Source organism: Streptomyces sp. NPDC031418 (genome assembly GCF_055581605.1).
Map to the genome: position 1 here is coordinate 368,138 of NZ_JBVIJC010000003.1, position 13,111 is coordinate 381,248.

Genomic DNA, 13,111 nt, shown 5'->3' on the forward strand with positions numbered 1-13,111 from the left:
GTTCGGCTGGACGTGGGGCGCATCAGGTTCGGCAGAGGGCGCGCGGTGTGTGCCGTGCGCCGGTAACGTCGTGTGTATGGACACGTCCTGGTGGCTGGCGCTCGCGGCGGTGGTGCTGCTCGCGCTGGTCGCCACGCTCGTCGACGGCTGGGGCCGCGGCCGCCGGGCCGCCGCGCGGCACCTCAGGCCGCCGGGCCGGCCGGGCACCCGCGCGCCGCACGCCCTGCGGCCGGCCCCCGGGGACATCTGGTGGGCGAACGTCCCCTACGAGGACCGGCCCGGGCTGAAGGACCGGCCCTGCCTGGTGCTGACGGTGCGGGGCGACCGGGCCACGGTCGCGAAGATCACCAGCAAGTACCGCGACGAGCGGGCCGGGGTCATCCCGCTGCCGCCCGGCGCGGTCGGCGACGCCGGGGGCCGGCCGAGCTTCCTGGAGACGGACGAGCTGCGCGAGGTGCCGTTCGGTCACTTCCGGCGCCGGGTGGGCGTGGTCGACCCGGTCCTGTGGGACCAGGTACGGCACCTGGCCGGTTAGCGGACCTCGACCGTCACCGTCCAGGACTGGATCCCCTTGCAGGAGACCTGGCCGGGGTCGGTGGACTGGGGGCACAGGGGGCGGGTGGAGGTCAGCTTCTCCGTGCCGGCGGCCACCGCCTGGAAGGCGGCCGTGGCGTCGCCCGGCTGGATGACGAACCCGGTGTTGATCGCCTTCAGCGCGGTGCCGCTCGCCATGACCGGCTTCCACGGCCGGGTCTTGGTGCCGTCCAGCGTGATCCGCACCTCGCCGCCCTTGGCCACACAGACGGTACGGCCGCTGTCGGCCGCCTTCAGTTCCACCTGGCCCGCGCAGCCGGTGCCGCTCGCGGTCGGCGAGGAGTGCACCTTGCCGCTGCTCGCGGTGTCCTTGCCGCTCTGGGAGCCGCAGCCGGCGAGGAGCAGGGCCGTTGCTCCGGCGAGGACGCAGAGGGTCGTACGGCGCATGGGGGTTCTGCCTTTCTGCTGTGGCCGGACGACCGGCCGCCTGGTGCAGATGTGACGTACCACCGGCGCAAAAGGATCCCGCACGCGGAAGGTTTCCTTCCGCGTGCGGGACCGGGTCACTGCTCCGTATGGCTCAGCCGGTCGTCAGGGAGGTGTCGTCCACGACGAAGCTGGTCTGGAGGGAGGAGTCCTCCACGCCGTTGAACTTCAGGGTGACCGTCTGGCCCGCCAGCGAGGACAGGTCGAAGGTCTTCTGCACGTAACCGGAGGAGGCGTCGACGTTCGAGTACGTCGCCAGGGTGGTCGAACCGGCGGTCACGGTCAGCTTGTCGTACGCGGTGCTGCCCGTCTCGGCGGTGTCGATGTGCAGGTAGAAGCTCAGCGTGGCCTTGCAGCCGGCCGGGATGGTCACCGACTGGGACAGCGTGTCGGTGTGGGCCGAGCCGTAGCCGTTCAGCCATGCCTTGTAGGAGCCGCCGTGGGCCGCCTCACCGGTGTCGTTGGTGATGACGCCGCTGGAGCCGGTCCAGCCGGTGCTGCCCGACTCGAAGCCCGGGTTGGCCAGCAGCTGCGAGGACGAGCAGCCGGAGCCGGAGGAACCGACGGTCCAGGTGAAGGAGGTGGAACCGGTGGCGCCGGTGGAGTCCTTCGCGGTGACCGTGACCTGGTAGGTGCCCGCGGTGGACGCGGTGCCGGAGATCAGGCCGGTCGAGCTGTTGATGGACAGCCCGGTCGGCAGGCCGGTGGCACTGTAGGTCAGGGCCGCGCCCGCGCTGTCGGTGGCCTTGATCTGGAGGCTGGCCGAGCCGCCGGTCGTGGTGGACTGGCTGCCGGGGTTGGTGACCGTCACCGTGTTGCCGGTGCTGGTGCCGGAGGTGAAGGCGGCGGTGCCGTTCGGGGTGCCGTAGCCGGTCGGGCCGTCGTAGCCGGTCTCGGCGGTGCAGAAGTACGCCGTGGAGCAGGAGCCGTTGGAGCCGCTGGTCACGTCGTACAGGTTGCCGGTGTGCTGGTAGGGGTACTTCGCCGGGTAGTCGGCCGAGCCCGGGGTGCCCGCCAGGGCGTAGACGCCGGCGATGATCGGGGCGGAGGCGCTGGTGCCGCCGTAGACCGCCCAGCCGGAGCCGCCGAAGGTGTCGTAGACCGCCACACCGGTGGCCGGGTCGGCGACCGCGGAGACGTCGGCCTCCATCCGCTTGGAGCAGCCGGTGTCGGTCTGCCAGCTCGGCTTCGGGTCGTAGGCGGAGCAGCCGGAGCCGGTGCCCTCGGTGGAGCTGGTGTGCCAGACGGACTCGCTCCAGCCGCGCGAGGTCGAGGACTGGGTGAGCGCGGTGCCGCCGACGGCGGTCACGTACTGCGAGGTCGCCGGGTACTCGGCGCCGTAGGCGGAGTCGCCCGCGGAGACGGTGATGGCGACACCCGGGTGCTTGAAGTACTGGGTGTCCTCGCTGGTCTGCGTGGAGGACTCGGAGCCGCCCCAGCTGTTGGAGACGAACTTGGCGCCGAGCGCGACGGCCTCGTTCTCGGCGATGCCGAGGTCGGTGTCGTTGGCGGAGTTGGCCTCGACCAGGATGATGTTGCAGTTCGGGCAGGTGGCGCTGACCATGTCGAGGTCGAGCGCCTCCTCGCCGGCCCAGCCGGTGTCGTTGGTCGGCAGCGAGGTGGTGGAACCGGTCTGGCTGACCTGCTTGAAGCAGCCGTTGGCCTTGGTGCAGGCGGACAGGCCGTAGGTGGAGCGGTAGGTGGCCAGGTCGGCCTCCGCGTTCGGGTCGTTGAACGCGTCGACGATGGCGACCGTCATGCCCGAACCGGCCGTGGTGGGCAGGTTGTAGGCGCTGTGCAGGTTGGCCGGGGAGAGGCCGGAGGGCGTGGCGGCCGCGACGGCGTTGGCCAGGCGCTGCTTGATGTCGGTGCGGCGCTGCGCGAAGCAGGACGCGTGACCCGGCTCGGCGGTGGCGCACAGGTGCTGGGTGGGCACCTTCTGGCCGGCCTTGCCGGTGGTGTGGAAGGTCTGCCGCTTCGGGTCCGTCAGGGCCTTGGCGTTCTGCGTGACCTTGGTGGTGTGCGGGTGCGCCGTGACGGGCTGGGCGCCGGCGGTCGGCGCCGCGACGAGCCCGGTGACGGTGAGGGCGAGCGCGGGAAAGGCGACGGCCAGAGCTCTTCGCAGGTTCTGTCCGCGCCCGCGCGGGCGTGACTCACGCATGGGGTACTGCCTCCATGGGGAAGTGGGGTTTCTCGCACTGGGTGGGCAGGCCCGTGACGCGCGTGCGGCGGCGAACCGCGCAGTCATGAGCATGACACTCACAGACGCCCCGAAATGTCGGTGAACGTGACATGTCAGGGTGCGGTCAGGAACGTATCCGTGGCCCCGGCTTCACCGGCAGTACCCAAAGCATTTCTTTGCTTCACCATAGGAAGCACTTAGCCCCCTCATAGGCATCCCAAGAGGGGGCTGAAGCGGGGCGGTCCGGGGCCGGCTAGGCCCAGAGCTGGCCCTGGAGGGTCTCGATGGCCTCTTCCGTGGTGGCCGCGGTGTAGACGCCGGTGGAGAGGTACTTCCAGCCGCCGTCGGCCACGACGAAGACGATGTCGGCGGACTGCCCGGCCTTGACCGCCTTCTTCCCGACACCGATCGCCGCGTGCAGGGCGGCGCCGGTGGAGACGCCCGCGAAGATGCCCTCCTGCTGGAGGAGGTCCCGGGTGCGGGTGACCGCGTCGGCCGAGCCGACCGAGAAGCGGCTGGTCAGCACGGAGGCGTCGTACAGCTCGGGGACGAAGCCCTCGTCGAGGTTGCGCAGGCCGTAGACAAGGTCGTCGTAGCGCGGTTCGGCGGCGACGATCTGGATGTCCGGCTTGTGCTCGCGCAGATAGCGGCCGACGCCCATCAGCGTGCCGGTGGTGCCGAGGCCCGCGACGAAGTGGGTGACGGAGGGGAGGTCCGCGAGGATCTCCGGGCCGGTCGTGGCGTAGTGGGCGCCCGCGTTGTCCGGGTTGCCGTACTGGTAGAGCATCACCCAGTCGGGGTGCTCGGCGGCCAGCTCCTTGGCCATGCGCACGGCGGTGTTGGAGCCGCCCGCGGCCGGCGAGGAGATGATCTCGGCACCCCACATGCCGAGCAGGTCGCGGCGCTCCTGGGAGGTGTTCTCCGGCATCACGCACACCATGCGGTAGCCCTTGAGCTTGGCGGCCATGGCCAGGGAGATGCCGGTGTTGCCGGAGGTGGGCTCCAGGATGGTGCAGCCCGGGGTCAGCCGGCCGTCCTTCTCCGCCTGCTCGATCATGTGCAGCGCGGGGCGGTCCTTGACCGAGCCGGTGGGATTGCGGTCCTCCAGCTTCGCCCAGATCCGGACGTCGGCGGACGGCGAGAGCCGCGGCAGGCGCACCAGCGGGGTGTTGCCCACCGCGGCCAGCGGGGAGTCGTAGCGCATCGCTGACCGTGGACCGATCAGCGCATGCCGCCGGCGACGGCCGGCAGGATGGTCACGTTGTCGCCGTCGGACAGCTTGGTCTCGATGCCGTCCAGGAAGCGGACGTCCTCGTCGTTCAGGTAGACGTTCACGAAGCGGCGCAGCTGGCCGCCGTCCACGATGCGGGCCTGGATGCCCGCATGCCGGGTGTCGAGGTCGGCGAACAGCTCGGCGAGGGTGTCCCCTTGGCCCTCCACCGCCTTCTGACCGTCGGTGTAGGTGCGGAGGATGGTGGGGATGCGGACCTCGATGGCCATGGTCGCGGGCTCCTGTCAAAGGTGTCGTCGGAACGGCGGGCTCGGTACGTCAGCAGCGGGCACGCACCACAGTCACAGAACGATGGGCTCATCGTATCGATTCCCGAACCCGGTCCCGGAATGTGATCCCACATGGCGGACGAAAACCGACCGACTGGTGAGATCAGTAGGCCTCCACCACCGTGACCTCCTCCTCGGTCACCTCTCCGTCCACGATCCGGAACGAGCGGAACTGGAACTCGCCGAGGCCGTCGGTGTCGGCGGTGGACACCAGGACGTAGTGCGCGCCGGGCTCGTTGGCGTAGGAGATGTCGGTGCGCGAGGGGTAGGCCTCGGTCGCGGTGTGCGAGTGGTAGATGACCACCGGCTCCTCGTCGCGGTCGTCCAGCTCGCGGTAGAGCCTGAGCAGGTCGCCCGAGTCGAACTCGTAGAAGGTGGGCGACATGGCCGCGTTCAGCATCGGGATGAAGCGCTCCGGGCGGTCCGAGCCCGCCGGCCCCGCGACGACGCCGCACGCCTCGTCGGGGTGGTCCTTGCGGGCGTGGGCGACGATCTGGTCGTGCAGGGCCTGGGTGATGGTCAGCATGTCGGCCAGGATAAGCAAAGGGGCCGTCCCGTACCGAGGGATGGTACGGGACGGCCCACATGCCGGACGCCCTGAGCGGCGGCCGGCGAGGATGCCACGAGTATCCTCGCCGGCCGGACGTCCCTTTCCGGTGGCCTCGATGCGGCTCAGCGCTTGCTGAAGGCCGCCGCCTCGGGGTTGCGGCGCTTGAGCACCGCGTACGCCACGCCGAGGATCGCGCCCCACAGCGGGGCACAGTACAGCGACACCCGGGCGTCCTTGTCGATCCCCATGAGCACGATCACCATGAGGATGAACAGCAGGGCGAACACGCTGGTGTACGGCGCTCCGGGCGCCCGGAACGCGCTCTGCGGCAGCTCGCCACGGTCGGCCTTGGCCCGGTAGCGGAGCTGGCAGAGCAGGATGACGATCCAGGCCCACATGCCGGAGATGGTCGCGAAGGAGACGACGTAGTCGAACGCCTTGCCCGGCCACTGGTAGTTGATCCAGACGCCGACCAGCATCAGCGCGGCGGAGAAGGTGGTGCCGACGAGCGGCGTGCCGCTGCGGGTCAGCTTGGTGAAGACCTGCGGGCCCTGGTTGTTGAGGGCGAGGTCGCGCAGCATCCGGCCGGTGGAGTACATGCCGGAGTTGCAGGAGGACAGCGCGGCCGTCAGGACGACGAAGTTGACGATGCCGGCGCCGGCGGCCAGGCCCATCTTCTGGAAGGCGGCCACGAAGGGGCTCACGCCCGGCTGGAAGCTGGTCCACGGCACGACCGACAGGATCATGATCAGCGCGCCGACGTAGAACACGGCGATCCGCCAGGGCACGGTGTTGATCGCCTTGGGCAGCACCTTCTCGGGGTCCTTGGACTCGCCCGCGGTCACACCGACCAGCTCGACGGCGAGGAAGGCGAACATGACCATCTGGAGGGTCATCAGCGTGTTGCCGACGCCGTGCGGGAAGAAGCCGCCGTCGTTCCACAGGTGGGCCACGGAGGCGGTGTCGCCGGCGTCGGAGAAGCCGATCGTCAGGATGCCGGCGCAGATCAGGATCATGCCGATGATCGCGGTGACCTTGACCATGGAGAACCAGAACTCCAGCTCGCCGAAGAGCTTCACGGAGATCAGGTTGGCGCCGTAGAGGACGATCGTGAAGACCAGGGCCGAGATCCACTGCGGGATGTCGAACCAGTACGTCATGTACTTGGCCGCGGCGGTGACCTCGGTGATACCGGTGACCACCCAGAACAGCCAGTACGTCCAGCCGGTGACAAAGCCCGCGAAGGGGCCGATGAACTCGCGCGCGTACTCCGAGAAGGAGCCCGACACCGGGCGGTACATCAGCAGTTCGCCGAGGGCGCGCATGATCAGGAAGATGACGACGCCCGCGATGGCGTACGCCAGGATCAGACTGGGTCCGGCCTTGGAGATGCCCTTGCCCGCGCCGAGGAACAGGCCGGTGCCGATGGCACCGCCGATGGCGATCATCTGGATCTGCCGGGACCCGAGTCCGCGGTGGTACCCCTCGCCCGCCTCGCCGTCCGTGACCTGCACGGCCTCATTGCCGTCGTGTTGCCGGTCGACCTGCGCTGAGGTCATGTGTGGTGCGCCTTTCTCCATGCCGACCCGGGCCTTTGCGTCGGCCCCGGATCGGGTCTCGATCCCCCCGGATTGCTGGAGCTGTTGCCTGGCCGACGGTCGTCGGCTCGGTGGCGCACCCGGCCGAACGTGGGTGGTGTTGGCCGGGCGGTCGTGAAGATGTATCACGGCCGCAAGAGTGATCACACGAAGGCGATGTGACGCACCGCACAGGGAAAAGCGGACAAAGAACGCTCGAGCGCGACAAACCAGGCCGCAACGGTGACGGGATCGTTATCCGGATTTGAGTGTCCGCTGAGCGAACATCCGTGCACCGGAAGATTCCGTTCCGTATCGGGACAGGCAGACGCCCGCCGCCTTCTCGCAGCAGGGTCCGCCGTTACGGCAGCAGCGTCGCCACCAGGGTCTCCTGGAGCCCGCCGAGCCACAGGTACGCCATGACCATCGGCTTGCGCGGGTCCTCGTCCGGGAGCCGGTAGAGCAGGTCGGTGTCGTCCTCGGCGCTGATCTCCAGCCGGGCGCCGATCGCCAGCCGCAGGTCGTTGAGGGCACCGAGCCACTGCCGGGACTCCGCCGGGGACAGCTTCAGCACCGCCCCGCTGTCGTCCACCGGCGCCAGCGCGTCCAGGGTGCGGATCACCGCCAGCGCGTTCTCCCGCTTGCCGGCCCGGAGGTCGTTCTCGGTGAAGCGGCGGAACTCGGCCGAGTGGGCGCGCCGCTCCTCGATCTCGCCGGGCGAGTCGGGCACCTTCTCCGGGTCGCTGTAGGCGTCCGGGAAGAGTCTGCGCAGCACCGGGTCGGCGGGCGGCTCGCTCGGCCCCTCGGCGAACAGCTCGGCCAGCGGATCGTCGGAGGCGTCGGCGCCCGGCCCGGGGCCGATCAGCTCCAGGAGCTGGACGGCCAGCGACCGGATGATGGAGACCTCGACGTCGTCGAGCGCGACGGCCGCGCCGCCGCCGGAAAGCGGTTCGAAAAGTCCGGGCATGTAAGTGGCTTCGCTACTTCCGGTCTTGCTGGAGGGTGGCCCACAGGCCGTAACCGTGCATCGCCTGCACGTCGCGTTCCATCTCCTCGCGGGTACCGCTGGAGACGACCGCCCGGCCCTTGTGGTGGACGTCGAGCATGAGCTTGGTGGCCTTGTCCTTGGTGTAGCCGAAGTACGTCTGGAAGACGTACGTCACATAGCTCATCAGGTTGACCGGGTCGTTGTGCACGATCGTCACCCACGGGACGTCGGGTTCGGGAACGGCGAATGCCTGTTCCGCCGACTCGGTGCGTTCGATCTCCAGGGGCGCGGGTGACGTCACACTGCCCATGCTGCCACGGAGCTTCGAAATCGTCACACCGACGAAAAGGGAGTATGCTCCTTGGTCATGAACACAGCGGACCTTGGGCTGCCGGTGGATGTTCCCTCGACGGCGCTCTTCACGGACCAGTACGAGCTGACCATGCTTCAGGCCGCGTTGAAGGCCGGTACGGCCGAACGGCGGAGCGTGTTCGAAGTCTTCACCCGGCGGCTGCCGGAGGGGCGCCGCTACGGCGTCGTGGCCGGCACCGGACGCGTCCTGGACGCGGTGGAGAACTTCCGCTTCGACGCCGGTGTCCTCGGCTTCCTGGGCGAACGGAAGATCGTCGACGAGGAGACCCTGAACTGGCTCGCCGACTACCGCTTCACCGGTGACATCTGGGGCTACCCCGAGGGCGAGGTCTACTTCCCGGGCTCCCCGATCATGCGCGTCGAGGGCAGCTTCGCCGAGTGCGTGCTGCTGGAGACCGTGATCCTCTCCATCCTCAACCACGACTCGGCGATCGCGGCCGCCGCCTCCCGCATGGCCTCGGCCGCCGGGGATCGCCCGCTGATCGAGATGGGCGCCCGCCGCACCCACGAGCTGGCCGCCGTCGCCGCCGCGCGCGCCGCCTACGTGGGCGGCTTCGCGACCACGTCCGACCTGGCCGCCGGCTTCCGCTACGGCATCCCGACCGTGGGCACCTCCGCGCACGCCTTCACCCTGCTGCACGACCGGGAGCGCGACGCCTTCCAGGCCCAGGTGAACACCCTCGGCCGGGGCACCACGCTGCTGGTCGACACCTACGACGTCACCGAGGCGGTGCGTACGGCGGTGGAGGTGGCCGGGCCCGAGCTGGGCGCGGTCCGCATCGACTCCGGGGACCTGCTGCTCGTCGCGCACCGGGTGCGCCAGCAGCTGGACGAGCTGGGCGCCACCGACACCAAGATCGTCGTCACCTCCGACCTGGACGAGTACGCCATCGCCTCGCTCGCCGCGGCGCCGGTGGACGCGTACGGCGTCGGCACCCAGCTGGTGACCGGCTCCGGGCACCCCACCTGCTCGATGGTCTACAAGCTGGTCGCCCGCGCCGACTCCGCCGACCCCGGGGCCCCGCTGGTGCCGGTCGCGAAGAAGTCGAGCGGGGGCAAGGCGTCCGTCGGGGGCCGCAAGTGGGCGGCGCGCCGGCTGGACGCGGACGGGGTGGCCGAGGCGGAGGTCGTCGGCACCGGCCCGGTACCGCCGGAGCTGGCCGACCGCCAGCTGCTGGTGGAGCTGGTCAAGGGCGGTGAGGTCGTGGCGCGCGAACCGCTGGACGTGCCCCGGGAGCGGCACATCGCCGCCCGGGCGAACCTCCCCCTCTCGGCGACCCAGCTCTCCCGCGGAGAAGCCGTCATCCCGACGGAATACCTGCCGTCGCGCTCGGGTAGCTGAAGCCGGACCGACGCCCGCCCCCGCCGCACCCCTCCCGCACCGGCCCGCAAGTCTCTAGGCTCAGACACTTAACCCAATAGTCGAAGGACACCACCATGCGCCGCGCGTTGATCGTCGTAGATGTGCAGAACGACTTCTGCGAGGGAGGCAGCCTCGCCGTGGCCGGTGGTACGGACGTGGCCGCCGCCATCACCGAGCTGATCGCCCAGGCGGGCGGCACCGGGTACCGGCACATCGTCGCCACCCGTGACCACCACATCGCCCCCGGCGGCCACTTCGCCGACAACCCCGACTACGTCCACTCCTGGCCGGCGCACTGCGTCGCCGGCACGGAGGGCGTCGGCTTCCACCCGAACTTCGCGCCCGCCGTCGCCTCCGGCGCGGTGGACGCGGTGTTCGACAAGGGGGCCTACTCGGCGGCGTACAGCGGCTTCGAGGGCGCGGACGAGAACGGCATCCCGCTGGCCGAGTGGCTGCGGGCCCGGGAGATCGACGAGGTGGACGTGGTGGGCATCGCCACGGACCACTGCGTGCGGGCCACCGCCCTGGACGCCGCCCGGGAGGGCTTCCGCACCCAGGTGCTGCTGGACCTGACGGCCGGGGTGGCCCCGGCCACCACCGAGCGGGCCCTGGAGGAGATGCGCGAGGCGGGCATCGAGCTGACCGGCAAGCCGGTGGTCAACGCGTAACCACCGGTGCCCGGAGCAGCGCCCTGATCGGGTGCCACAGCTCCCCGGGGTTGACACCGTTGTCGGTCCGCCATATCAGGCCGTCCGGGTGGTGCAGCACCGCCGTGATCTCGTCCGGCGTCGGCGGTGCCGCGTTGCCGCGCAGATAGACCGCGCGCAGCCCCAGGTTGCGGAGCCTGGTCAGGGCCCGCGCCCGGTTGCGGGCGTGCACGAGTACCCGTACGCCGACGGCGCCGTGGGGCAGGTTCAGCGCCACCACGACCATGCCGTTCGGCAGCTTGCAGAAGCCTCCTGCGGCCATCCGGTCACATCCCCGTTTCGGTCGGTGTCAATAAGCGAGTCACAGGACGCACCTAAACACGATCGGCGGCAACCCGCCAGAGGGTTGCCGCCGATACGTTTCTGACCTGCGGAAATACCGCTTACTTGATCGCGGGGCCGACTTCCAGCTCGATCGTCGAGCCGTCCTTGGCCGCCTTGGTGATCACGATCTTGGTGTTGGTGTCAGTGACCTTCACACCGGCGGCCGGGTTCGCCGGGTCGTAGTAGGTGCTGGTGTGGTCGTTGAAGACCCGCACCCCCTTCTGCGACCGGATCGTGGTCGCCTTGCCCGACTGGTGCAGCGTGATCGCGTCCGTCGGCTCCAGGGTGAAGGTGGAGTCGTAGGCCTGGACCCGGTTGCGCATCAGCGTGCCGTCGGACCACCGCAGCGCCTTCGGGTGGGCGTCGACCGGCAGGATCAGACCGGCACCCGGGTGGTCCTTCGCACCCGTGTTGTCGTCGGCCTGCGAGGTGTCCCACTTCCAGATCAGCAGACCGTTCTGGTACGCGTAGTGCTCCACCCAGTCCGGACGGTCGGTGTTGGTGTAACCGAAGTTGTACGGGCCGGTCTTGAGCGTCTTGTCGTACGACACGTACTGCCGGTTCTCGGCGATGTAGTACTGCTTGTAGTCCTTGGCGAAGGACGCGCCGATGCGGGAGAAGCCGGAGGCGGTCCACGCGGGGTCCGCCGACTCGGCGTTGTCGGAGAACAGCGGGGTACCCCCAGCCGTCACCGCGATCTCGTCCGCCGCGAAGCCCTTCTGGGCCACACCGCCGTCGGTCTGGTAGCGGAAGCGCAGGTCGATCTTCTTGCCCGCGTAGGCGTCCAGGGAGTACGACAGCTTGCGGTAGCCGTCGACCGTGCCGGTCAGGGCCGGCTTGCCGGAGCCGTCGCGCGGGATGGCCTGGCCGTTCACCGTGCCGTCCAGGGCGGTCCAGTTGGCGCCGCCGTCGGTGGACACCTCGGTGTAGAGGTAGTCGTAGCCGTTCTCGATGTCGTACCAGCCGTCGAGGGTGAGCGCGGCCGAGGACGTGCCGGTGAGGTCGACGGAACGGGTCAGCGTGTTCTTCAGGTTGTCACCGCTGCCGCTCCACCACTGGGCCGAGCCCTGCGCGGGGGTGACGATCTGGGTCGTGACCTCCTTGTCGGGCAGGGAGACCACCACCGCCTGGCGGTACTTGGTGTTGTACTCGGACAGGCCCAGCTTGTGCCAGGAGGAGACGCCCGCCTTGGCGGTGTCGTAGTTCAGCCAGCCCAGCTGGAGCTTGTCCCAGGCGTTCAGGTCGCCGGGCAGGTCGCCGATGGACTCCTTGCCGGTGCCGAGCCAGGAGCCGGAGGACATCAGCGTCCAGAAGCCGGTGGAGTTGTCACCGCCGTTGGTGTCGTACTCGTCCGGCAGGCCGAGGTCGTGGCCGTACTCGTGGGCGAAGACGCCGAGGCCGCCGTTCTCCGGCTGGATGGTGTAGTCGCCGACCCAGACCCCGGTGTCGCCGACCTGCGCGCCGCCCAGCTTGTTGTTGGCGGGGCCGGTGGCGCCGGCGTCGGTGCCGAAGGCGTACCAGCGGTGGGCCCAGATCGCGTCGGTGCCCTGGGCGCCGCCGCCCGCGGACTCGTCCTCGCCCGCGTGCACGATCTGGAAGTGGTCGACATAGCCGTCGGGCTCGTTGAAGTTGCCGTCGTTGTCGTAGTCGTAGCGGTCCCACTGGTCGTACTGGGCCAGGTCCGCCTTGATGTCGGCGTCGCTGCGGCCCGCGGCCTTCTGCTGGGCCACCCACGCGTTCAGGCCGTCCTTGACGACGTTCCACACGCTCGGGCAGTTGGTGGAGCCGCAGGCGTTGTTGCCGTAACGGGCCTCGTTGTAGGGCACCTTGACCCAGTCCGAGACCTCGCCGTCGACCGAGTAGCGGCCCGAGGACTGCTTCTCGTAGTACTTCTTCAGCGACTCGGTCTTCTTGCCGGTGCCGAAGTAGAGGTCCTGGTAGTGCTTCCGGTTGTAGTCGCTCTGCCAGGCCGTGGAGTTGTCCTTGGTGCGGTCCGGCGCGGCGATCCGGTTGTGCAGGGGACCGGCGCTGCCGCCGTACTTGGGGTCGGTCTGGTCCCCGAACTCCACCAGGATGGTGAAGATCTTGTCGGTCTTCTCGCGGCTCAGTTCGACGTACTTGCCGTCGCCCTTGGCGCTCTTGAGCTTGACGACCTTGGAGCCGTGCCGCTCCTGGGCCTTGGCCTTGCCCGCTATGAGCTGGTTCAGCGCCTCCTGGCGCTGGGCCTTCTGGGTCTTGCTGAGCGGCCCGTCGAGGTCGTGGGCGCGCTGCTTCACCGGGGCCGGGTCGTGCCGGCTGATGGCGGCGGACCGGGTCTGGGTGCTGGCCTCCGCGACGGCGAAGGTGGCGAACGTGGCGGAGGCCGCCGCGAGCGTCACCCCGATCGCGGCAGCTCTGAACGTCCAGGATCTGCTGGTCACTTGAGTTCCTCCCCCGCGCCGCGCACACGGACAGGGGGGTTCCCGGGT

At 69.7% G+C, this 13,111-nt stretch carries 13 protein-coding genes; 3 read left to right on the forward strand and 10 right to left on the reverse strand.

The window, feature by feature from the left end; genetic code table 11:
* Positions 1–76 precede the first annotated feature (76 nt).
* A complete protein-coding gene (locus tag ACZ5CZ_RS05885) occupies positions 77–535 on the forward strand; it encodes a type II toxin-antitoxin system PemK/MazF family toxin (RefSeq protein WP_385843634.1) in 459 nt (152 codons plus the stop codon).
* Here ACZ5CZ_RS05885 and ACZ5CZ_RS05890 read toward each other — a convergent pair.
* The 8 genes from ACZ5CZ_RS05890 to clpS form a co-directional block, all read right to left on the reverse strand.
* A complete protein-coding gene (locus ACZ5CZ_RS05890; RefSeq protein ID WP_385843633.1) occupies positions 532–981 on the reverse strand; it encodes a hypothetical protein in 450 nt (149 codons plus the stop codon). The genes ACZ5CZ_RS05885 and ACZ5CZ_RS05890 overlap by 4 nt on opposite strands.
* A 133-nt stretch (positions 982–1,114) precedes the next feature.
* Positions 1,115–3,181, reverse strand: a complete 2,067-nt coding sequence (locus tag ACZ5CZ_RS05895; RefSeq protein WP_385843632.1) for a putative Ig domain-containing protein — start codon at positions 3,179–3,181, stop codon at positions 1,115–1,117.
* 274 nt (positions 3,182–3,455) lie between these two features.
* Positions 3,456–4,406: a PLP-dependent cysteine synthase family protein gene (locus tag ACZ5CZ_RS05900; RefSeq protein ID WP_385843630.1), complete on the reverse strand. Its 951-nt coding sequence runs from the start codon at positions 4,404–4,406 to the stop codon at positions 3,456–3,458.
* 17 nt (positions 4,407–4,423) lie between these two features.
* Positions 4,424–4,702, reverse strand: coding sequence for a MoaD/ThiS family protein (locus tag ACZ5CZ_RS05905; RefSeq protein ID WP_385843629.1), 279 nt, complete (start codon positions 4,700–4,702; stop codon positions 4,424–4,426).
* Positions 4,703–4,865: 163 nt separating this feature from the next.
* The gene (locus tag ACZ5CZ_RS05910; protein ID WP_385843627.1) at positions 4,866–5,288 is read right to left on the reverse strand and encodes a M67 family metallopeptidase; all 423 of its coding nucleotides are present in this window, start codon (positions 5,286–5,288) and stop codon (positions 4,866–4,868) included.
* Between the two features lie 146 nt (positions 5,289–5,434).
* Positions 5,435–6,871: an amino acid permease gene (locus ACZ5CZ_RS05915; protein ID WP_468939545.1), complete on the reverse strand. Its 1,437-nt coding sequence runs from the start codon at positions 6,869–6,871 to the stop codon at positions 5,435–5,437.
* A gap of 379 nt (positions 6,872–7,250) precedes the next feature.
* Positions 7,251–7,856 carry a DUF2017 domain-containing protein gene (locus ACZ5CZ_RS05920; protein ID WP_468939548.1) on the reverse strand — a complete coding sequence of 202 codons (606 nt, stop codon included), beginning with the start codon at positions 7,854–7,856 and terminating at the stop codon, positions 7,251–7,253.
* A 13-nt stretch (positions 7,857–7,869) separates the two neighbouring features.
* Positions 7,870–8,187: an ATP-dependent Clp protease adapter ClpS gene (clpS, locus tag ACZ5CZ_RS05925; RefSeq protein WP_385843623.1), complete on the reverse strand. Its 318-nt coding sequence runs from the start codon at positions 8,185–8,187 to the stop codon at positions 7,870–7,872.
* A 57-nt stretch (positions 8,188–8,244) separates the two neighbouring features.
* Here clpS and ACZ5CZ_RS05930 point away from each other — a divergent pair, with 57 nt between their 5' ends.
* A complete protein-coding gene (locus ACZ5CZ_RS05930) occupies positions 8,245–9,591 on the forward strand; it encodes a nicotinate phosphoribosyltransferase (protein WP_385843622.1) in 1,347 nt (448 codons plus the stop codon).
* A gap of 95 nt (positions 9,592–9,686) precedes the next feature.
* The gene (locus tag ACZ5CZ_RS05935; RefSeq protein WP_468939552.1) at positions 9,687–10,280 is read left to right on the forward strand and encodes a nicotinamidase; all 594 of its coding nucleotides are present in this window, start codon (positions 9,687–9,689) and stop codon (positions 10,278–10,280) included.
* Here the strand turns inward: ACZ5CZ_RS05935 and ACZ5CZ_RS05940 are convergent.
* Entirely contained in the window at positions 10,270–10,581 is a 312-nt protein-coding gene (locus ACZ5CZ_RS05940) for a hypothetical protein (RefSeq protein WP_385843619.1), read from the reverse strand. The genes ACZ5CZ_RS05935 and ACZ5CZ_RS05940 overlap by 11 nt on opposite strands.
* Positions 10,582–10,702: 121 nt before the next feature.
* Entirely contained in the window at positions 10,703–13,063 is a 2,361-nt protein-coding gene (locus ACZ5CZ_RS05945; RefSeq protein ID WP_468939555.1) for an immune inhibitor A domain-containing protein, read from the reverse strand.
* Between the last annotated feature and the right edge of the window lie 48 nt (positions 13,064–13,111).